Here is an 18561-nt window from a genome sequence, read left to right on the forward strand (position 1 = left end):
TGTCAGCATAGTTGTCGCGTCAGTTGATTTCCCCTTAACCTATAACAGAGGGCGATAGAATTGAAATACAGGGGAGGAATCAGCTTGGTCGTGTGTCCCGGCTCTTGGTACTTTCTTGCCAGCCAATGGAGCACCGCCACACGCTTCAGTCGCAACAACAGCTGGTGATTGAGTCGTATTAAATTCGTTTGGCCGCGATTTTGTACACTTGGTTGCGCTCTCGCTTGCCAACCGCAATCACTATCACCGTGATTTCAGAATCCCGCACCTCGTAGACCAACCGATAACCCGCCTGTTTAAGTTTGATCTTGTACCGATCAACACTGCCGGACAACTTATCGCCTTCCACCCGTGGCGCCGCTAATCGCTCGGCCAACTTCTTTTTAAATTGCGCTTGAAGCGTGTGGCCCAATTTTTTCCATTCTTTAAGCGCTTCTTCCTTGAACTTCAGGCTATAGGTCATCCAAATCGACCTCAATCTCCTTTTGTTCGGCACGGTCGTCGGCGACGGCGTTCAATTCAATGTCTTCCAATTTATCCATCAAGGCTTCATATGCATCCGCAGGCACGCAATAAAACGCCGGCTCATTGCGATTCAAGATCGCCACTGGAAATCCGCCGCCCGCTGCGACCGTCGCCATAGGGTTCTTTTTCAATTCGGAAATACTGGCCGAGGTATCGGCCAACACACTGTGGGGCATGACGCTCTCCTTAAAGACTGGTTAACAGGTCTTACAATACGTCTTTATTTTGAAAAATGCTACCAAAAGACCGCTTAATAGGTCTTTTTATTTTAAATCGTTTTCGTGGAAATTTTGGCAGTAAACTATCAAAGACTGTCTATCTTGAAGACTTCACAACAAGGAGGTTTTCCTCATGACGGAAACCAAAGAAGTTCAAATTAGATGCACCAATCCTCCTGTAATACTTGGTTCCCCTTCTTCGATATTCTTTGGCAACATTGAATCATTCGACACCGCCACACTGATTGGCAACAACACATAAATACTCGCCGCCCTCGCAGTATCGGGGCGACTAAAAAAGCCCACTTCTGATCATAGAAACCGAATTAATCTTTGATTAAAAAAGGTTTCATTATGTTGAAATCGCAAGTTTATTCCGTTGGTCGTATTCGTAAAAAACTGGCGAATCTTGGCAGTCCGTTTTTGGTTAAACCATGATATTGGTAACTGATTCTCTCTCCGGTTTGCGGGGGGGATTGACGCTCTGAGTCACTGAAGCCTGTACCTATTTTAAAGGTTTGGCCATCTTCATTTTGAACGATTAACGCACCCAGCAGGCCTAAATATTTACCTTTGCCCGGTTGGTGGCCAACCACAGTGGCTTCTGCGTCCATGTAAGGCTTGAGTTTGAGTAAATCATTGCTTCTGCCAGATTGGTACTGGCTGTGAATATGACGGAGCATAAGCCCTTCCGCACCCTGTTTTACTTTGCGATTGAGCAAGGCCGCCAGTTGTTGGTGTGATGGCACCGGCCGTTGTACCACAAGTTGAGCAGGGGAGTGGTCTTGCTGGTGGGCGTCAATCACGGCTTGTAAGGCCCGGTATCGGCTTTGGAAATCGCCCTTGTGCTCCGGTAGGTCAAACACCATGTATTTTACTTGCTTCCAGGCTTCGACGTCCGGTGTGGTTTGGCTGATGATTCCGGAAACCCGGTCAAATTGCTGATAATCAATCCAGAGTTCACCGTCTAATGGTGTGTCCGGTAAGTCTTTGGTCCAAGCTTCGGGGGCGTATATTTTTCTGCCTGATCGGGTGAACAGTGCAGACCCCGTCCAATAGGCACGAACGCCGTCGTATTTTTCGCTGACCCAATAATTCTCCAGTTGTTCTGACCCCTGATATAAGTTGGCAAGAATCACCGAAGGTGCGGTCTGAGAATAACTGATCACGGGCCAGATGCAGGCCAGAACTAAGAACAAGATGGCTAAATACTGCATGAAAATCCTTTTTCAAATGCGTTGTTTCGATGCCATCTAAAAACGGGATGCCCGGCGAATCAACAAGAAAAAAGTGTGATTTACCGGGAAAGGCGTGATTTGAACTTCATTTTTGTTTGGCTGTTCAAAATTAAAAAGGAAGCTCAGGTTAATCGGTTTAAACTTTTGGCTTAGAAGAACCTGTGGTCTACTGAACCAGTTGTTTGGCCAGCTGGCTATGACGAGACTGAATGTTTGCCAGATCCTGGCCGATCAGTTGGCCATTTGTCACGGTCCATTGGCCACCCACCATCACATGATCCGCCTGATGTGCTCCGCATAAAACCAGGGCTGCGAGCGGGTCATGTGCGCCGGAAAATCTGGGTGCATCCAAATTGAATAGAGCCAAATCGGCCTGTTTGCCGACGGCCAGTTCTCCCACATCGTGTCGGCCGATGACCTTTGCTGATCCTTTGGTCGCCCAGAACAAGGCGTCCAAATGGGTAACCTCATCCGCTTGATAACGGAGACGGTTGATCAATAGGGCCTGACGGACTTCCTGAATCATATTGGAACCGTCATTGGATGCAGAGCCGTCCACGCCCAGACCCACATGCGCACCCGCCGCCTGAAGTTCTTTGGTGCGACAAATTCCGGAGGCAAGCACCATGTTTGACGAAGGGCAGTGACAAATGCCGACTTCGGCCTGGCCTAAACGTTGAATTTCGTCGTCGTTAAAATGAATGCCGTGGGCCAGCCAGACGTCGTTGCTTAACCAGTTGACGGACTCAAGGTAATCGAGGGGGCGAAGCCCGAAGGTTTGTAAACAAAACGCATTTTCGTCTTCCGTTTCGGCCAAATGGGTATGGAGGCGAACGCCATACTCTCGTGCCAAGCTAGCGGTTTGTGTCATTAATTCGGGGGTGACTGAAAAAGGTGAGCAGGGGGCCAGTGCCAGCTGAATCATGGCACCTTCATGGGGCTGGTGAAATTGTTTAATCACCCGCTCACAATCCCGAAGAATGATGTCATCGGTTTGTACGGTACTTTGCGGCGGCAGCCCGCCTTGATCCTGGCCCAAGCTCATTGAGCCGCGCGTTAACATCACCCGATTGCCGATGGTGTTGGCTGTACTGACCTGAATATCGATGGCTTCGGTTAATGCGTCAGGAAATAAATAGTGATGATCGGCGACGGTGGTGCAGCCGGATAACATCAGTTCGGCCAACCCCAGCTCGGTGGCAGCATGCAACATCTCTGGCTGAAGCTTCGCCCAGATGGGGTACAACGTCTGTAACCATGGGAATAACCGCTTATTTAGTGCAGGCGGGAAGGCTCGGGTCAGGGTTTGATACAGGTGGTGGTGGGTATTGATCAGGCCGGGAATTAACACATGACGGGAGGCGTCGAAGGTTTGGTCGATGGTGCTGTTGGGTTGTTGGCCCTCTGCGATGAGTTCAATAATTCGGTTGCCCTGGATGACCACACCGTTGGTGGCGTCCTGATCGTTGGCGGTAAATACCGCTAATGGGTTTTTAAGCCAAAGTGTAGGTTGATGGGGCGTGTTGTTTGATATTGGATAGGTCATGCCTATGTCCTCGTTAAAGAGGGACAGGTGCATTGCTGTTGAGTACAGGGTTTATGTACTTTGCTTTGTGACTTTAAATGTCAGGCGCAATTCAGCCAGGCACCGGTCCGGTACATGGCAGTGACTTGCGTGTTAATCTGCCTGAAAAATTTTAAATAATTTTTAAAAACTTCTGAACTTTATCGAAATTGGCCAGTCTATCTATACAAGTTAGTTAGTTTCTTCGGCTAATTTCTCGAATCCAACCTTCGCCGGATCACATGATCCGGCATTTTTTTATCCAAATTTTCTATGGTAGCTCATCAGTTGACTGCTTATGCCAAGCTGGTGGTTGGTTTTAAACCACAACCGGTCAAAATCATATGACATAAGAAATCACTGATTTTTTTCACGTCTTCCTGTTCGTACTCAAGTTTATTGGTGATGGTTAGTACCTGAGTTTCGAAGTCCGCGTAATGCTGTGTTGTAGACCAGATCATAAAAATCAGGTGCTCCGGGTCTACCGGGGTCATTTTGCCCTGATCAATCCAGCTTTCGATGATCTTGGTTTTTGAACGAACCCAATGGCGAAGGTCCGTACGTATGTGTTCTTTCAGGTTCGGGGCGCCCTGAATAATTTCTGTGGCGAAGATTTTAGACGCCTGTGGGAAACGAATGGATAAATCCACTTTGGCGCGAATGTAGTTTTCTAATGTTTCCGCCGGATCGCCTTCTTCACTCATGTCGGCAAGCACTTCATTCCAACGTTGAAGAATGTCGCCCAGCACTGCGTTATACAGTTTTGCTTTGCTTTTGAAGTAGTAATGAACATTGGCCTTAGGTAGTTCGGCAGCATCAGCGATGGACTGCATGCTGGTACCCTTATACCCGTGTTTCACAAATTCGCATTCAGCCGCTTCCAGGATTTTTTGGCTGTTGTGTTCACGGATTTTTCCTGGCTTATATTTTCTTGGCTCGGTACTCAAAACAAACCTCTTATTTAGTGCTCACTTCTGTTTAGAAGATACATTTTTGTATTCAGTGCTGAACAAATCGGCGCAATTGTAACAGAATGTTCCTCGTAACGAAAAAGCCATGATTAAAAGGTTTGAAAATACCCTAATCATGGCTTATTCGGCATCAAAAACTGATCAGTAGATCAATTATAGATGGAATTTTGCCAGTGCACTGAATACGCTTTCGTCCGTTGCACTGCCAAACTTGTTGTGCCAGTAAGAATATTCAAAACCCACTTCAAGTTTAGATTTGGTGATGCCCATGTACTTACCGACATCCGCACGTACTTGCGGGTTGAAGTGGAAATCCGACTTATGATCGTCCTCGCCTGTTGACCAGTCAATGTAACCGTCAATCATGACATCCAATGAACCCACAGAGAAAGGTGCACCGTAAACAACCGTCAACTGCTGATCGTCTTCCGTATTGTCGTTGCTCACCTGAAAAAAGTTAGTCTGGAAGAACTTTAAGCCCGGAATGTTCCAGTCAAGACCGATACCGTACAGGTAGTTGTCCTGGTTGCCGCTGGCAAAGTCGTTGTCCCAGTTGTTGAACTCGTAAGTGGTTGCAATCAGTACGTCTTTGATTGGCCCAAATTCCAGCTTAGAACCTGATAGGTTGCTCAGGCTGAAACGTGGAGAAAGCTCACCGTAAATTTCAGACAGATTATCATCGCCGCCGTCATGACGGTCAACAAACATAAAGACGTCGCCCCAGTTATGGCCTGACACATGCTCCAGAGTCATGGTGGTCAGGTCGCGGTCATCGCCAAACGGGTTCTCGTAATCTTCTCCGTACAGCATAGTCAGGCTGTTATCGCTCCAGTACATTTCTGCCTGTGCGTTGGCAGCCATCAGTGAACCCGCCGCAATTGCAGCAGCCAGTGGCAAAGCTTTTAAGTTTTTCATGTTGTTTTCCTTGTTGCTAATTCTCGATATTCATTTCAGGGCAAAGACGGGCAAAAATACGATGTTTTTGCCTCTGGTCGGCACCCTGAAGCGTGCAGAAGGCATGAGCCTTCCGCACTGAATGCTTTTTGTTGTTTTTGAATCAAGTACTAAAACTTGAGATTGAGCGGTGTGATTAAGACTTAGGTAACTGGCCTTCGACGCCATTGACGTACCAGTTAAAGCCTTTCAGGTCGTTATCGCTCATGGTGTTACCTGCCGGGATGACCACTTCACCCGCCTGGTTGATGACAGGGCCATCGAAGACGCGAACCTTACCTTCTTTGATTGCTTGCTTTTTATTGAGCACAAGTTCTTTGACGTCCGCAGGAATGGCTTCGTTGAACGGCGCCAGGTCGGTGACACCTTCCGCGATGCCAGGCCATAGATCTTCTGACTTCCAGTTGCCGCTCAGCACGGATTTGGCTTTTTGAGTGTAAAGCTCACCCCAGTTATGCACTGTGGCGGTTAGGTGTGCTTTAGCACCGTATGGTGACATGTCTGAGTGGTAACCGATGGCGTATTTGCCTTTCGATTGCGCTGCCTGAATCACGGCGGCAGAATCTGTGTGTTGAGTCAGAATATCTGCACCTTGCAGCATCAGGGTTTCAGCAGCTTCACGCTCTTTGGCCGGGTCATACCAAGTGCTTGCCCAAACCACTTTGACTTTTACGTCCGGATTTACTTCCTGAGCGCCTTTGGTAAAGGCATTGATGCCACGGATCACTTCCGGAATCGGGAACGAAGCCACATAGCCGATGACGTTGGATTCAGTCATTTTGCCAGCGATCATGCCCGTCAAATAACGGCCCTGATAAGCTCGGGCGAAATAGGTGCCTGTGTTTTTACCACGCTTGTAACCGGTCGCGTGTTCGAACTTAACTTTCGGGAAACGCTTGGCCACTTTCAGTGTCGGGTTCATATAACCGAACGAAGTGGTGAAGATTAAGTCGTGGCCCTTGGCCGCCATTTGTCGGATAACGCGCTCAGAGTCGGCGCCTTCTGCCACACTTTCAACGTAGGTGGTTTCGACCTGATCGCCTAACTGCTCAACCATGTATTTACGGCCTTCGTCATGAGCGTATGTCCAGCCAGCATCCCCTGTTGGACCAACGTATACGAAGCCTACTTTCAGTGGCGCTTCAGCGGCTGCCAAGCTGCAACCAGCGGCTAAGGTGGCGGCGGTTAATAATTTGGTGAGGGAACTGCCTTTCTTAAAAAGCCCTTTTTCAGCCAAACGTGTCATGTGATCTCCTTGCGGTATCATGAATGTAATTATCTGTTTTCAGTGTGATTTTTTAATTTATCGTTGTGTTTTTCGTTTGTTCTTCCGCAGCCTTAAACCTGTGGCCGGTAAGGCTGGCCTAAGGCTAACGGGGTACTCAGTTTGGTTTTGACGGCGTCGCTGGCCAAAATAACCAGCACTATGATGGTGGCCGCGTATGGCAGCATGGCCAGCAAGTTAGGTGAAGCTTCAAAGCCCAGCCCCTGAAGCACCAGATGCATGATGCTGGCCGCGCCAAACAAGTAAGCGCCCAACAGAATTCGTTCGGCTTTCCAACTGGCGAAGACCACTAACGCCAAGGCAATCCAACCACGACCGGCGGACATACCTTCGCTCCACATCGGGGTGTACGCGATCGACAAATAACCACCGGCCAAACCGGCCATAGCACCACCGAACAGTACTGCGCCATAACGCACTTTCATGACGGAAATACCAATGGCATTGGCCGCTTCCGGGTTTTCGCCCACAGCGCGGATCGTTAAACCTAAGCGTGTGCTCTTAAAGCACCAGAACAACAGGCCGAAGATGATCCAGGAGAGATACACCAAAGGGTCGTGAGAGAAAAGGATCTTACCGATCACCGGAATCTCGCTCAGGAACGGGATTTCCCAGGCAGTAATGCCATCGATGGCCATACCCACATAACCCGCGCCTAAAAATGCACTTAATCCGGTGCCGAAAATGGTCAGCGCCAGGCCGGTCGCCACCTGATTGGATACCAAAGAGATGGCGAGGAAGCCGAACAGCGCAGACATCAGCATACCCGCGATGATGGAGGCCAAAATACCAAAGCCCGCATGGCCAGTCACGACAGAGGCAATGAAGCCTAACACTGCGCCCATCAGTACCATGCCTTCTTGGCCAAGATTCAGCACGCCCGATTTTTCACAGACCATCTCGCCCAAAGCGATAAGGATCAGCGGAGTACCGGTACGAATAGTGGCGAATAAAATGTTGGTAATTAAATCAATGTCCATAACTGTGCCTCACTACGCTTGAGCGTTTAATTTCTGTGCACTCTGCGAGTGATTTTTTTGGGGAGCCTTACGAATGATCCGATAACTGATTAACAGGTCACAGGTCAGCAGGTAAAACAGCAACATGCCCTGGAAGAGTCCTGTTAATGATTTCGGCAGGGATAAATCCATTTGTGCCATTTCGCCACCCATGTAGGTCAGTGCCAGTAGCATACTGGCCATGACAATACCTACCGGGTGCATACGGCCAAGGAAAACCACGATGATGGCGGCATAGCCGTAACCGGAAGAAATGTACGGTGTTAATTGCCCGACCGGGCCGGTCACTTCGGAGACGCCGGCCAATCCTGCCAGTCCCCCGCACATTAACAGCACAAACCAGGTCAGACGATTCTCTTTGAAACCGGCAAAGCGTGCGGCGGCTTTGTCTTCGCCCATGACGGAAATCTGGAAACCCACCATGGTTTTAGACATCAACGCCCAAATCACGGCCGCAGCAAATAAGGCAAAATAAATGCTGATGTTTAAACGGTAATCGTCGAACACTACAGGTAAGGTTGCGAACTCGGATAACATAGCAGACTCAGGGAAATTAAAGCCTTCCGGGTCTTTCAGTGGCCCGTGTACGCCATACAACAGCCAGTTCAACGCTATGTAGTTGAGCATGATGGTGGTTAAAATTTCATTGGCACCAAAGCGTGTTTTGAGCAGTGCAGCCAACGCCGCCCAGGCGACACCACACAAAGCACCAAAAATTAAAACCGCAGGCAGTACCCACATACCTTCCACTTCCAGCAGCTCAAGTGCGATGTAGCCACCGCCAAGGCCACCTAGAATGAACTGGCCTTCGGCACCAATGTTCCAGATTTTGGCTTTAAAGCATAAGGTCAGGCCCATGGCGCATAACAATAACGGGGCCACTTTGGTGCCCAGTTCCGTCCAGCCGTAAAGGTCGGACAGGGGAGCAACAAAAAAGGTATAAAGCGCATGGATCGGGTCTTGTCCCAGGCTTGCAAACAGCAGTCCGCCACTGATGAGGGTGAGGACAATCGCCAGCACTGGCGACAGATACGCCATGGTTTTGGAGTCAGAAGGGCGTTTTTCGAGTGCAATTTGATTGAATATCATGAGGTCAGGCCTCCGGCATTGGTCAGAGGTGTTGCCGCGTTGGTGTTGCTGTCGGTGGGCACAGAAGAAAAGTCGCCGGCCATCCATTTACCTAACTGGTTAATGGAAACTTCATTGGTCGGAGCGACGGGCGAAAGTTGGCCATCGCAGATAGCGCAAATGCGATCACTGATTGAGTAAAGTTCATCAATGTCTTCTGACACCACTAAAATAGCGGCCCCCTGATCACGCAACTCGATCAGCGCATGGCGAATCAAAATTGCGGCACCAATGTCGACGCCCCAGGTTGGATGGGAACAAACCAGCAGTTTTGGGTTCTGCAGAATTTCACGACCTATGATGTATTTCTGTAAGTTACCACCGGATAAACTTTTGGCCTGAGCCAGGGAACCGGCGGTTTTCACGTTGAACTGTTCAATAATTTTTTGGGTAAAGGCTTTGACCTTGGCGGTGTTAATCCAGCCTTTTTGGGTGAGGTCGCCCTGATAACCGGTCAATAGGGCGTTTTGCTCTAAGGACATGTCCGGTACAGCTCCTCGGCCAAGACGTTCTTCCGGCACAAAACCGAGCCCTAACACTCTTCGTTTCTCGGGTGTCAGGTGAGCCACGGCTTTTTCGGCAAACTTGACGGCGGCGGCTTGAGTGGTTTCTTCACCACTGATCAGACTGAGCAGTTCTTCTTGTCCGTTGCCTGCGACGCCGGCAATGCCAAGAATTTCACCTGCTTTCACATCAAACGAGATGTCTTTCAGCGGTGTCGCAAACGGGTCGTTTGATTTGTAACTTAAACGGTGGATGGTGAGATAAGGTTGGCCGCCACTGGCTTTTTGGTAATCCTCCGTCAGGGGGGTATCGTCTCCGACCATCAGACGTGCAATTTCATCGGTGGTGGTGTCTTTTGGAATGCAGTCCCCACTGATTTTTCCGCCGCGTAGAATCGTGGCGTTATCACAAAGCGCTCTGACTTCATCGAGCTTGTGAGAAATAAACAGAATGCTGCAGCCTTCATCGGATAATTGATGCAAGGTTTTAAATAAAGTCTCTACTTCCTGGGGTGTTAATACGGAAGTGGGTTCGTCCAAAATCAGCAGTTTTACGTCCTGCAATAAACAGCGGACGATTTCAACGCGCTGTTGCTCTCCGATGGAAAGGGTATGAACGTAACGATTCGGGTCCAGCTGCATGCCGTAGTGTTTCGAAACGTCAATAATGCGTTCTTTTAGTGCATCAAGTGATTTTACTTCTGACTTTGGGAGACTAAGTGCTATGTTTTCTGCAACGGTCAAGGTTTCAAATAATGAGAAGTGTTGGAATACCATACCGATACCCAGCTTACGAGCATGGGCCGGGCCCTGAACCTGGACTGCCTTCCCTTCCCACAGCATTTCACCTTCGTCTGGCTTTACAACACCATAGATGATCTTCATCAGGGTACTTTTGCCCGCGCCGTTTTCGCCGAGTAAAGCATGGATTTCACCGGCATCCACAGATAAAGCCACAGATTGGTTCGCGATACAGCCAGGGTATCGTTTGGTGATGTTTTTTAATTCAATGCGTTTCATTTTTCTACAACTTGACCAAGTGGACAGAAATTAAAAAGCAAGTTCTTTGCCATATTTCGTAAAATCGCGTGCGGAAAATAGTACTTTCTTTAAAATTTGTCCAGAGAGTCAGTAACCATGCGGGTTGCAAAAATTATGTTTCGAGTTCTAATTGTATCTCGTACAACTAAAGTGTTGTACAAAAAATAGTCGTGTTTGGGTTTGGTGTTGGAAATGGGATGTAATGGTGCAAAAAAGTAACCAATTGGTTAGTTTTGGTGCGGGTTTGTGGTTTTGGCTAAAATTATTACCAAGGTGGTTGATCTTTATGGTCAGGTTTTTGCTGTGTGTTTCATCGATTTTATCTAAATCTTTCTTTCCTTTTCATGAAATAGTCTGTATTTTACAAAAAGCTGACTGTATGGTCAGTTAATTGCATAAGGTATTGATGTCTTCGGATGATTGGTTACGTGATTTTCTGAAAATAGTTCATTATTAATACAGATAGAAAATAATAATTATCTTTCCATAGCGTTTATCGGAAAGTTTTAGGCTCGATGAAGGTAAGCTTGTGATTAAATTTTGTCTAAATGGTCGGTGGATTGAAGAGGCCGATCTTACGCCTGATACGACGGTGCTTCGTTATTTAAGAACCCGTAAATCATTAACGGGTACCAAAGAAGGTTGTGGCTCCGGTGATTGTGGCGCCTGCAGTGTTCTGTTAGGTGAGAAACAAGCAGGGAAATGGGTTTATAAAGCGATCAACGGCTGCATAACGTTTCTGGCGCAATTGCATGGCAAGAGTGTCATTACGATTGACGCTCTGGCCGACGGTCGCTCGCTTCATCCGGCGCAACAGGCCATGGTTGACTATCACGGTTCGCAGTGCGGTTTTTGTACGCCAGGAATCATCATGTCGCTGGCTGCCTTGCATCAAAATGTTGAAGGTGAACAGCCTTCGGAACATCAAATTCTAGACGCCCTGTCTGGTAATTTGTGCCGTTGTACGGGTTATCGCCCGATCATTGATGCCGCCCGAAACATGAATGAATATCCCGACGTCGCCAATGTGGGGATTTGGCAACCAGAAGAACAGTTGTCGGGTGAGATTCATAATGCGGGCACCGAAGCAGAACGAAGAACACGTAACCTTCGTAAGAAAAAAGAGCAATCCTGGGTGGTTGAAAACGAAGCTCAGCTTAAGGATTTATTGGCCGAGCACCCGGATGCCCGTATGGTAGCCGGAGCGACCGATCTGGCGCTGGAAGTGACGCAGTTTAATAAGTCCATTAATAAGCTGGTGTCCATCGGAGCCATTGAGTCCCTGAAAACCATCGAAGTGACTGACGACAAAGTGACGTTTGGTGGCGCAGCAACTTACGCTGAAATTGAAGAAACACTAACCACCCATTATCCGGAATTTTCAGCTTTGTTGGATCGTCTGGGCTCTCGTCAGGTTCGTAATAACGGTACGCTGGGTGGCAATGTCGGTAATGCATCACCGATTGGCGATACGCCGCCGGTATTGATTGCGCTGGGCGCGGAGCTGGAGTTGGTGAGTAAACATACCCACCGCTGGTTGCCGATTGATCAATTCTTCCTGGATTATAAACAAACCGCTTTGCAGTCGGGTGAGTACATTCGTGCGATCCGGGTTCCCCGTTTGCAAGCAAACCAGACACTGAAAGTATTCAAAATTTCCAAGCGGATTGAAGACGATATTTCGGCGGTATTGGCCGCTTTTGTGGTGACCTCTGAAGACGGCATCATCAAAGACGTGCGTACCGGTTTTGGCGGCATGGCCGGCATTCCGAAAGCGGCGTGCAATGTTGAACGCGCTCTGGTGGGTAAGCCGTTATCGGAAGTGAGCTTCATGAATGCAGCCAATGAGTTACCCAATGACTTTACGCCATTAAGTGATGTTCGTGCGACAGCCGAGTATCGCATTCAGGTTGCCAAAGGGCTGATGCGTAAGTGTGCGCTGGAGTTACTGGAACCGGAAAAAATTTCACGTATCGAACAAGTCCACAGCGCTGCGCTGAATCCGAACGATGTGTTAACCGCCGTGAGCGGCTCTGATAAACAAGGTGAGGCTTATCATGCGTAAGTTAATCGACACCAATACCAATGAATTACCTATGCGTGAAAGACCATCAAAAGGTAAAACAGGCCAAAGCATGAAGCACGAAAGTGCTGAAAAACATGTCACGGGTAAAGCCGTTTATGTTGATGATATGCCGGAATACCCGAATCAGTTGCATGTTGTTGTGGGGGGCAGTAAATACGCTCACGCCAAAATCAAATTGATGAACCTGTCGGCGGTTCGTTCGGCACCGGGCGTGGAAGCGGTCATTACCGTCAAAGACGTTCCGGGTCACACTGATATTGGTCCGGTGTTTCCGGGTGACCCTGTATTGGTCAGTGATGAGTGTGAGTTCATTGGTCAGCCAATTTTTGCTGTAGCCGCGCAATCGTTTGAACAAGCCAAGAAAGCTGCTGCGTTGGCCGAAATTGAATACGATGTCTTAGAGCCCGTGTTGACGGTGGAAAAAGCGCTGAAAGATAAATTCTTCGTGCGTCCGACCCATCAGCATAAACGTGGTGACTCAGCGAAAGCGCTTGAGAATGCAGCTCATCGGATTCAGGGTGAGCAGTACGTTAAAGGCCAGGAGCACTTTTATCTGGAAGGGCAGGTAAGCTCGGTGGTGCCTACCGAAGACGGAGGCATGGAAGTTTTCACTTCAAGCCAACATCCGACCGAAGTTCAGAAGTTGGTCGCCGAAGTACTGGGCGTCAGCATTAATAAAGTGCAGGTGGATGTCCGTCGTATGGGCGGCGGTTTCGGTGGTAAAGAAACCCAGGCGGCGCCTTTGGCTTGTATTGCTGCCATTTTAGCTAATAAAACCGGTAAGCCGGTGAAATACCGTATGTCCCGTCAGGACGATATGGAGATGACGGGTAAGCGCCATGATTTCTATAACACCTACGATGTGGGCGTGGATGAGCAAGGCATTATCCAAGGCGCTGAAATCATGGTTGCCGGTAAGTGCGGTAACTCGCCGGACTTATCGGACGCCATTGTGGATCGCGCCATGTTCCACTCCGATAACGCTTATTATCTGAACAATGCGACGGTGACGGGTCATCGTTGTAAAACTCATACTGTTTCCGCGACGGCTTACCGTGGTTTTGGTGGCCCGCAAGGAATGATGGTTGCTGAATTAATGATGGACGACATTGCCCGTCATATGGGGGAAGACCCGTTAACCATTCGTAAGCGTAATCTGTATGGCATCAAATACGATCACATTAAAACCGACGACGGCCAGATCGATGAGCGTAATCAAACGCACTATGGCCAGACGGTTGAACATAATTTATTGCCGGAATTGATCGAAGAATTAGAAAACACTTCAGACTATTGGAAACGTCGTGAAGAGATCAAAGTTTTCAATGCACAAAGCCCGTTCATGAAAAAAGGCCTTGCGCTGACACCGGTGAAGTTTGGTATTTCATTCACCGTTCAGTTTCTGAATCAGGCGGGTGCTTTGGTACATATTTATACCGATGGCAGCATTCATTTGAGCCACGGCGGTACGGAAATGGGTCAGGGCTTGTTCCTGAAAGTGGCCCAGATTGTGGCGGAAGAATTCCAGGTGGATCTGGACACCGTTCAGGTGTCTTCCACCCGAACCGATAAGGTGCCGAATACCTCGCCGACGGCGGCATCGTCAGGGACTGATTTGAATGGTATGGCAGCGCGCGATGCTTGCCTCCGTATTAAAGACGGCCTATTCAAATTTGCGACTGAACACTATCAGGTTGAAGAAGATAAGGTTCGCCTTGAATCCAATCATCTAGTGGTCACGAATGCTGCGGGTGAAGAGCAGTGGGTACCTTTTGCGGACTTTGTTCAGCAGGCTTATATGGGCCGGGTGCCTTTATCTTCGACCGGCTTTTATAAGACGCCAAAGATTCACTACGACCGTGAAACCGGCAAGGGCCGACCTTTCTATTATTACGCCAATGGCGCAGCAGTCTCTGAAGTGATTGTGGATACCTTAACGGGCGAATATAAGGTTCTGCGAACCGACATTCTTCATGATGTGGGGCGCTCGTTGAACCCTTCCATTGATATCGGCCAGATTGAAGGCGCGTTTGTTCAGGGCATGGGTTGGCTGACTACGGAAGAGCTGGTTTGGAATAACCAAGGCAAGCTTTTATCCAATGGCCCGGCCACTTATAAGATTCCGGCGGTCGGTGATGCGCCGATTGATTTCAGGGTGAAATTGCTGGAAGACCGTCCGAACGGTGAAGCTACTGTATATCGCTCAAAAGCCGTGGGTGAACCACCGTTTATGTTGGGCATTTCGGTTTGGTCGGCGTTGCGTGATGCGGTATCGAGTATTGCGGATTACCGTTTCAGCCCGCCAATGAATACGCCAGCCACGCCGGAGTGTGTGTTGAATGCGGTGATGGCGACGGAACGCGCGAAGGAAGCGCAATGGGCTCAAGACGCGGCAACTGCTGATTCCGTAAATGCGTAGGTGATGTGATGGCGAATGGTGCAATGAAAACTCAGCGATGGTTTGATGCAGTGCAGCGTTGTCAGCATAAAGGCGAAGCTTATGCGTTGGTGACGGTGCTTGGTTGTACAGGGTCTACTCCCCGTGATCAGGGCAGCAAGATGGTCATTACCGGTGAAAGCACCTACGACACCATTGGTGGCGGTCATCTGGAGTTTGTGGTGACCAATAAAGCCCGTGAAATGATTTCTGACAATAAGTCGGTGCAGGAAATACAGCACTTCCCGTTGGGTGCATCCCTTGGTCAGTGTTGTGGCGGCAGCGCAACGGTACTGATGGAAACGTTTGCCGGTTGTGATTTTCATATCGGCTTGTTCGGAGCCGGCCATGTGGCCAAAGCTCTGGTAACGATTCTGGCCGGGCTGCCTTGTAAGGTAACCTGGGTAGATTCTCGTGAAGCGGAGTTTCCGGCGGACGTTCCTGCCAATGTCACTCAGGTGATCAGTGATCAACCGACCTATGAACTTGAGCAGTTACCGAACGGCTCAGATGTGCTGATTTTGACTCATAATCATCAGTTGGATTATGAGTTGTGCTTGTCCGCGATTAAGCATGGCAATTTGAGACACGTTGGTCTGATCGGATCACTGACCAAAGCGGAGCGTTTTGTTAAACGCATGCTACATCGAGGTATCGATCAAACCGATATTGACCGTATTACCTGTCCGGTGGGATTAAGCGATGTGCCGGGTAAGTTGCCTATGGAGGTGGCTGTGTCGATTGCCGGTCAGCTGATTGCAGTCGAGAACAAAGGTAAAACCACTGATGCCCGCCGAGGATTGGCGTGGAAAGAGATCAAACAAGAGCTTGGCGGTGAGGTAAATACCGAAGGCCAGGGTTCCGTCCTTAAAGTGACCCATACTTAAGTGCAAAGTGTCAGAGCATGAAGTCATTGGTCAAAGTTAGCCCGCTCGGGCAATAAAATTTGAAATGAAAATAATCGAGGCCTGAACAGCTCAGCCTCTTGGGAATGAATAGGCCATTCTGTTTCTAACGGATTGGCAGTTTGAAGGTAACAAGATACATGGCAACACAAGTAGAGATGAATCGTTTTTCACAACGTTATACCGATTTGGCCAGCCGTCGTTTGGGCGGTCAGACACTTTCCTGCAGCGATGATTTTTTTGCGGAAATGGAGAATTTGTTAAAACCGGGTCGTGGTGTGTTTATTGATGATAAGTACACGGACCGTGGAAAGTGGATGGACGGTTGGGAATCCCGTCGTCGTCGTTTCCGTCCGGACGGCTCTTCATCGGACGGTTTGGATCATGACTGGTGCATTATCAAGTTGGGTGCTCAGGGCAAAATTGTAGGCATCAATGCCGACACCAATCACTTCCTGGGTAATGCACCACAGAAAGTTTCTTTGGAAGCTTGTCGTATCAAAGGTGAGCCGACGGATGCCACTGAGTGGACTGAAATCGTGCCGGTCACGAACGTTGAGCCAGGCAGTGAAAACCTGATCGACGCCGAGGTGGAAGGCGTTTGGACGCACGTTCGTTTCCACATGTACCCGGACGGTGGTGTTGCCCGTCTTCGCGTGTATGGTGACATTGTACCGGATTGGGACTGGTTCCTGCCGGGTGAGCCGGTGGATCTTGCCTACATTAAAAACGGTGCTCGCCCGCTGGTGTGTTCTGATATGTTTTTCAGTCATATGGAAAACCTGATCATGCCGGAACGCGGTGCGAACATGGGTGATGGTTGGGAAACCAAACGCCGTCGTACCATTGGCGATGTTCAGGTAGATCGTGATAACGACTGGTTGGTGCTTCAGCTTGCCGCGAAAGGCAGCATCAATAAAATATTGGTTGATACCTGCCATTTCAAAGGTAACTACCCGGATGCGTTCTCTCTGGAAGGCGCAGTATTAACAGACGCTCAGGCGTCAGACATCGAATTACTTAAAGCTGACGCGCACTCGGATGCACTGACGGCCGAAACTTCAAGTACTGCGGACATTTACTGGCAGCCGATCATTGGTCGGACCAAGCTGTATGAAGACCGTGAACATACCTTTAAAGAAGAATTGGTCAGCGGTAACGCTGCATTTACTCACGTTCGTATCAAGATGTACCCGGATGGTGGTATCAGCCGTTTGCGTTTATGGGGCTTCCCTGAAACGGTCAAGGGAGAGTAACGAATGAGTGATTTGACCTACACGTTAAGTCAGTTGAATAACCTGTCGGAAGACGATGCAAAGTTTGCCTTTGAAAACTGCTGCACGTCTTCCCGCTGGATTGAGGGCATGGTCGCCAGGCGGCCGTTCGTGTCCATTCAGCAGTGTCAGGAAGTGGCTATTGAGGTGTGGAGTGGGTTAGGCGAAGCGGATTACTTGGAAGCCTTTGAAGGTCATCCGAAAATTGGTGATGTAACCAGCCTTCGTAAGAAGTATGCGCATACCAAGCAGTTGGCATCCGGTGAGCAATCGTCGGTCAATACGGCTTCGGAAGAAGTGATTCAGGCGTTGGCGGACGGCAATACCCAATACGAAAACCAAAACGGGTTTATTTTCATTGTGTGTGCCACCGGCAAGAGTGCTGCTGAGATGCTGGAAATTCTTCAGGCTCGGTTGCCAAACGCCCGTGAACAGGAGTTGGAAACGGCGGCTGGCGAACAGGCCAAAATCACAGCCATCCGTATCAATAAATTGTTACCGACAGACATCAATCCTGAAACAAAAATCTCTGAGCGATAAGGAGCTGAACAATGGCAAGTCCGATTACCACGCATGTGTTGGATACGAATTTAGGGGGCCCTGCTCAGGGCATGGCCGTAACGCTTTATAAGCAGATCGACGGTGCGCTGGTTGAAATTGCATCGGGCGTGACTAATGTCGATGGCCGGATAGTTGATTGGCTGGATGGTCAGCAGCGCGAGAAAGGCATTTACCGGATTGAGTTTGCAACCGACCCGTATTTCGAGAAACAAGGTAAGACCTGTTTTTACCCGGTGGTGACGTTTGATTTCCGGATCGAGAAGCCAGAAGAGCATTACCATGTGCCGCTGTTGGTTTCAGCGTATGGCATATCGACTTACAGAGGCAGTTAATGAGCACTTACCAATTAACGCCTAAGCCGTTAACCAAAGAGGCGTTTGCGGCCTTTGGTGATGTGGTGGAAGCGGGCGATGTTTCCAAAGACTCACTGATCATGATCAATGACGGAAACACCGAGCGTTATGATTCGTTAGTGAAGGTTGAGCTGGAAACTCCGGCGGACACCGCAGTGATCAATATTTTCCGTGCTCAGCCACGTCAGTTACCGATGAAGATTGAAATGATGGAGCGTCATCCCAGAGGCAGTCAATCGTTTCAGCCTTTGTCGGGCGAAGACTATCTGGTTTTGGTGGCGGACCCTGTGGAAGAACTGACGCCGGAACATTTGCACCTGTTTTTAGCCAAGAGTACACAGGGCATTAATTACCACATGAATACCTGGCATCACCCCGTCCTTGGATTGCATAAAGTGTGTGATTTCCTGGTGGTGGATCGCAAGGGTGAAGGCAATAACTGTGAAGAGTTCTTTTTCGATAAGAACCTGGACATAACAATAGATTTATAAGAGACCGT

Annotated in this window: 17 protein-coding genes; 7 read left to right on the forward strand and 10 right to left on the reverse strand. The window is 49.0% G+C overall.

Annotated elements, in window-relative coordinates; all coding sequences use genetic code 11:
- Positions 1-178 precede the first annotated feature (178 nt).
- From ABD744_RS11470 to ABD744_RS11515, 10 genes are all read right to left on the reverse strand, one after another.
- The gene (locus ABD744_RS11470) at positions 179-463 is read right to left on the reverse strand and encodes a type II toxin-antitoxin system RelE family toxin (protein ID WP_344798633.1); all 285 of its coding nucleotides are present in this window, start codon (positions 461-463) and stop codon (positions 179-181) included.
- Positions 453-701, reverse strand: a complete 249-nt coding sequence (locus ABD744_RS11475) for a type II toxin-antitoxin system Phd/YefM family antitoxin (protein WP_344798635.1) — start codon at positions 699-701, stop codon at positions 453-455. Before ABD744_RS11475 ends, ABD744_RS11470 begins: the two co-directional genes overlap by 11 nt.
- A 413-nt stretch (positions 702-1114) precedes the next feature.
- Positions 1115-1960, reverse strand: coding sequence for a DNA ligase (locus tag ABD744_RS11480; RefSeq protein ID WP_344798637.1), 846 nt, complete (start codon positions 1958-1960; stop codon positions 1115-1117).
- A gap of 187 nt (positions 1961-2147) precedes the next feature.
- The gene (locus ABD744_RS11485; protein WP_344798639.1) at positions 2148-3527 is read right to left on the reverse strand and encodes an 8-oxoguanine deaminase; all 1380 of its coding nucleotides are present in this window, start codon (positions 3525-3527) and stop codon (positions 2148-2150) included.
- Positions 3528-3841: 314 nt separating this feature from the next.
- A complete protein-coding gene (locus tag ABD744_RS11490; RefSeq protein WP_344798641.1) occupies positions 3842-4492 on the reverse strand; it encodes a TetR/AcrR family transcriptional regulator in 651 nt (216 codons plus the stop codon).
- 177 nt (positions 4493-4669) lie between these two features.
- The gene (locus ABD744_RS11495) at positions 4670-5431 is read right to left on the reverse strand and encodes an outer membrane protein OmpK (RefSeq protein WP_344798643.1); all 762 of its coding nucleotides are present in this window, start codon (positions 5429-5431) and stop codon (positions 4670-4672) included.
- Positions 5432-5606: 175 nt separating this feature from the next.
- Positions 5607-6716, reverse strand: a complete 1110-nt coding sequence (locus ABD744_RS11500) for a BMP family ABC transporter substrate-binding protein (protein WP_344798645.1) — start codon at positions 6714-6716, stop codon at positions 5607-5609.
- Between the two features lie 92 nt (positions 6717-6808).
- Positions 6809-7735, reverse strand: a complete 927-nt coding sequence (locus ABD744_RS11505; RefSeq protein WP_344798646.1) for an ABC transporter permease — start codon at positions 7733-7735, stop codon at positions 6809-6811.
- Positions 7736-7747: 12 nt separating this feature from the next.
- On the reverse strand, positions 7748-8863 hold the full coding sequence (locus tag ABD744_RS11510) for an ABC transporter permease (RefSeq protein WP_344798647.1): 1116 nt from the start codon (positions 8861-8863) through the stop codon (positions 7748-7750).
- The gene (locus ABD744_RS11515) at positions 8860-10425 is read right to left on the reverse strand and encodes an ABC transporter ATP-binding protein (protein ID WP_344798648.1); all 1566 of its coding nucleotides are present in this window, start codon (positions 10423-10425) and stop codon (positions 8860-8862) included. Before ABD744_RS11515 ends, ABD744_RS11510 begins: the two co-directional genes overlap by 4 nt.
- A 550-nt stretch (positions 10426-10975) precedes the next feature.
- Between ABD744_RS11515 and xdhA the strand changes: the two genes are divergently transcribed.
- The 7 genes from xdhA to ABD744_RS11550 all read left to right on the forward strand — a co-directional run bounded on the left by xdhA (position 10976) and on the right by ABD744_RS11550 (position 18553).
- Positions 10976-12511 carry a xanthine dehydrogenase small subunit gene (gene xdhA / locus ABD744_RS11520; RefSeq protein ID WP_344798649.1) on the forward strand — a complete coding sequence of 512 codons (1536 nt, stop codon included), beginning with the start codon at positions 10976-10978 and terminating at the stop codon, positions 12509-12511.
- Entirely contained in the window at positions 12504-14951 is a 2448-nt protein-coding gene (gene xdhB, locus ABD744_RS11525) for a xanthine dehydrogenase molybdopterin binding subunit (protein WP_344798650.1), read from the forward strand. The genes xdhA and xdhB overlap by 8 nt, the downstream gene beginning before the upstream one ends.
- An 8-nt stretch (positions 14952-14959) precedes the next feature.
- A complete protein-coding gene (xdhC, locus tag ABD744_RS11530; protein WP_344798651.1) occupies positions 14960-15856 on the forward strand; it encodes a xanthine dehydrogenase accessory protein XdhC in 897 nt (298 codons plus the stop codon).
- Between the two features lie 158 nt (positions 15857-16014).
- Positions 16015-17130 carry an allantoicase gene (gene alc, locus ABD744_RS11535; RefSeq protein ID WP_344798652.1) on the forward strand — a complete coding sequence of 372 codons (1116 nt, stop codon included), beginning with the start codon at positions 16015-16017 and terminating at the stop codon, positions 17128-17130.
- 3 nt (positions 17131-17133) lie between these two features.
- The gene (gene uraD, locus ABD744_RS11540) at positions 17134-17688 is read left to right on the forward strand and encodes a 2-oxo-4-hydroxy-4-carboxy-5-ureidoimidazoline decarboxylase (RefSeq protein WP_344798653.1); all 555 of its coding nucleotides are present in this window, start codon (positions 17134-17136) and stop codon (positions 17686-17688) included.
- An 11-nt stretch (positions 17689-17699) separates the two neighbouring features.
- Positions 17700-18041 (forward strand): hydroxyisourate hydrolase, encoded by a 342-nt coding sequence (gene uraH / locus ABD744_RS11545; protein WP_344798654.1) that lies wholly within the window; start codon positions 17700-17702, stop codon positions 18039-18041.
- Positions 18041-18553 carry an ureidoglycolate lyase gene (locus tag ABD744_RS11550; protein ID WP_344798655.1) on the forward strand — a complete coding sequence of 171 codons (513 nt, stop codon included), beginning with the start codon at positions 18041-18043 and terminating at the stop codon, positions 18551-18553. Before uraH ends, ABD744_RS11550 begins: the two co-directional genes overlap by 1 nt.
- Positions 18554-18561: the final 8 nt, after the last annotated feature.

It is taken from the genome of Litoribacillus peritrichatus, from assembly GCF_039537985.1.
Taxonomy (GTDB): domain Bacteria; phylum Pseudomonadota; class Gammaproteobacteria; order Pseudomonadales; family Litoribrevibacteraceae; genus Litoribacillus; species Litoribacillus peritrichatus.

What these genes read in the sequence shown, in the direction of transcription:
- ABD744_RS11470 (WP_344798633.1), bottom strand. Translation starts at nt 463, where the DNA reads ATGACCTATAGCCTGAAGTTCAAGGAAGAAGCGCTTAAAGAATGGAAA.
- ABD744_RS11475 (WP_344798635.1), bottom strand. Translation starts at nt 701, where the DNA reads ATGCCCCACAGTGTGTTGGCCGATACCTCGGCCAGTATTTCCGAATTG.
- ABD744_RS11480 (WP_344798637.1), bottom strand. Translation starts at nt 1,960, where the DNA reads ATGCAGTATTTAGCCATCTTGTTCTTAGTTCTGGCCTGCATCTGGCCC.
- ABD744_RS11485 (WP_344798639.1), bottom strand. Translation starts at nt 3,527, where the DNA reads ATGACCTATCCAATATCAAACAACACGCCCCATCAACCTACACTTTGG.
- ABD744_RS11495 (WP_344798643.1), bottom strand. Translation starts at nt 5,431, where the DNA reads ATGAAAAACTTAAAAGCTTTGCCACTGGCTGCTGCAATTGCGGCGGGT.
- ABD744_RS11500 (WP_344798645.1), bottom strand. Translation starts at nt 6,716, where the DNA reads ATGACACGTTTGGCTGAAAAAGGGCTTTTTAAGAAAGGCAGTTCCCTC.
- ABD744_RS11505 (WP_344798646.1), bottom strand. Translation starts at nt 7,735, where the DNA reads ATGGACATTGATTTAATTACCAACATTTTATTCGCCACTATTCGTACC.
- ABD744_RS11510 (WP_344798647.1), bottom strand. Translation starts at nt 8,863, where the DNA reads ATGATATTCAATCAAATTGCACTCGAAAAACGCCCTTCTGACTCCAAA.
- ABD744_RS11515 (WP_344798648.1), bottom strand. Translation starts at nt 10,425, where the DNA reads ATGAAACGCATTGAATTAAAAAACATCACCAAACGATACCCTGGCTGT.
- xdhB (WP_344798650.1), top strand. Translation starts at nt 12,504, where the DNA reads ATGCGTAAGTTAATCGACACCAATACCAATGAATTACCTATGCGTGAA.
- xdhC (WP_344798651.1), top strand. Translation starts at nt 14,960, where the DNA reads ATGGCGAATGGTGCAATGAAAACTCAGCGATGGTTTGATGCAGTGCAG.
- alc (WP_344798652.1), top strand. Translation starts at nt 16,015, where the DNA reads ATGGCAACACAAGTAGAGATGAATCGTTTTTCACAACGTTATACCGAT.
- uraD (WP_344798653.1), top strand. Translation starts at nt 17,134, where the DNA reads ATGAGTGATTTGACCTACACGTTAAGTCAGTTGAATAACCTGTCGGAA.
- uraH (WP_344798654.1), top strand. Translation starts at nt 17,700, where the DNA reads ATGGCAAGTCCGATTACCACGCATGTGTTGGATACGAATTTAGGGGGC.
- ABD744_RS11550 (WP_344798655.1), top strand. Translation starts at nt 18,041, where the DNA reads ATGAGCACTTACCAATTAACGCCTAAGCCGTTAACCAAAGAGGCGTTT.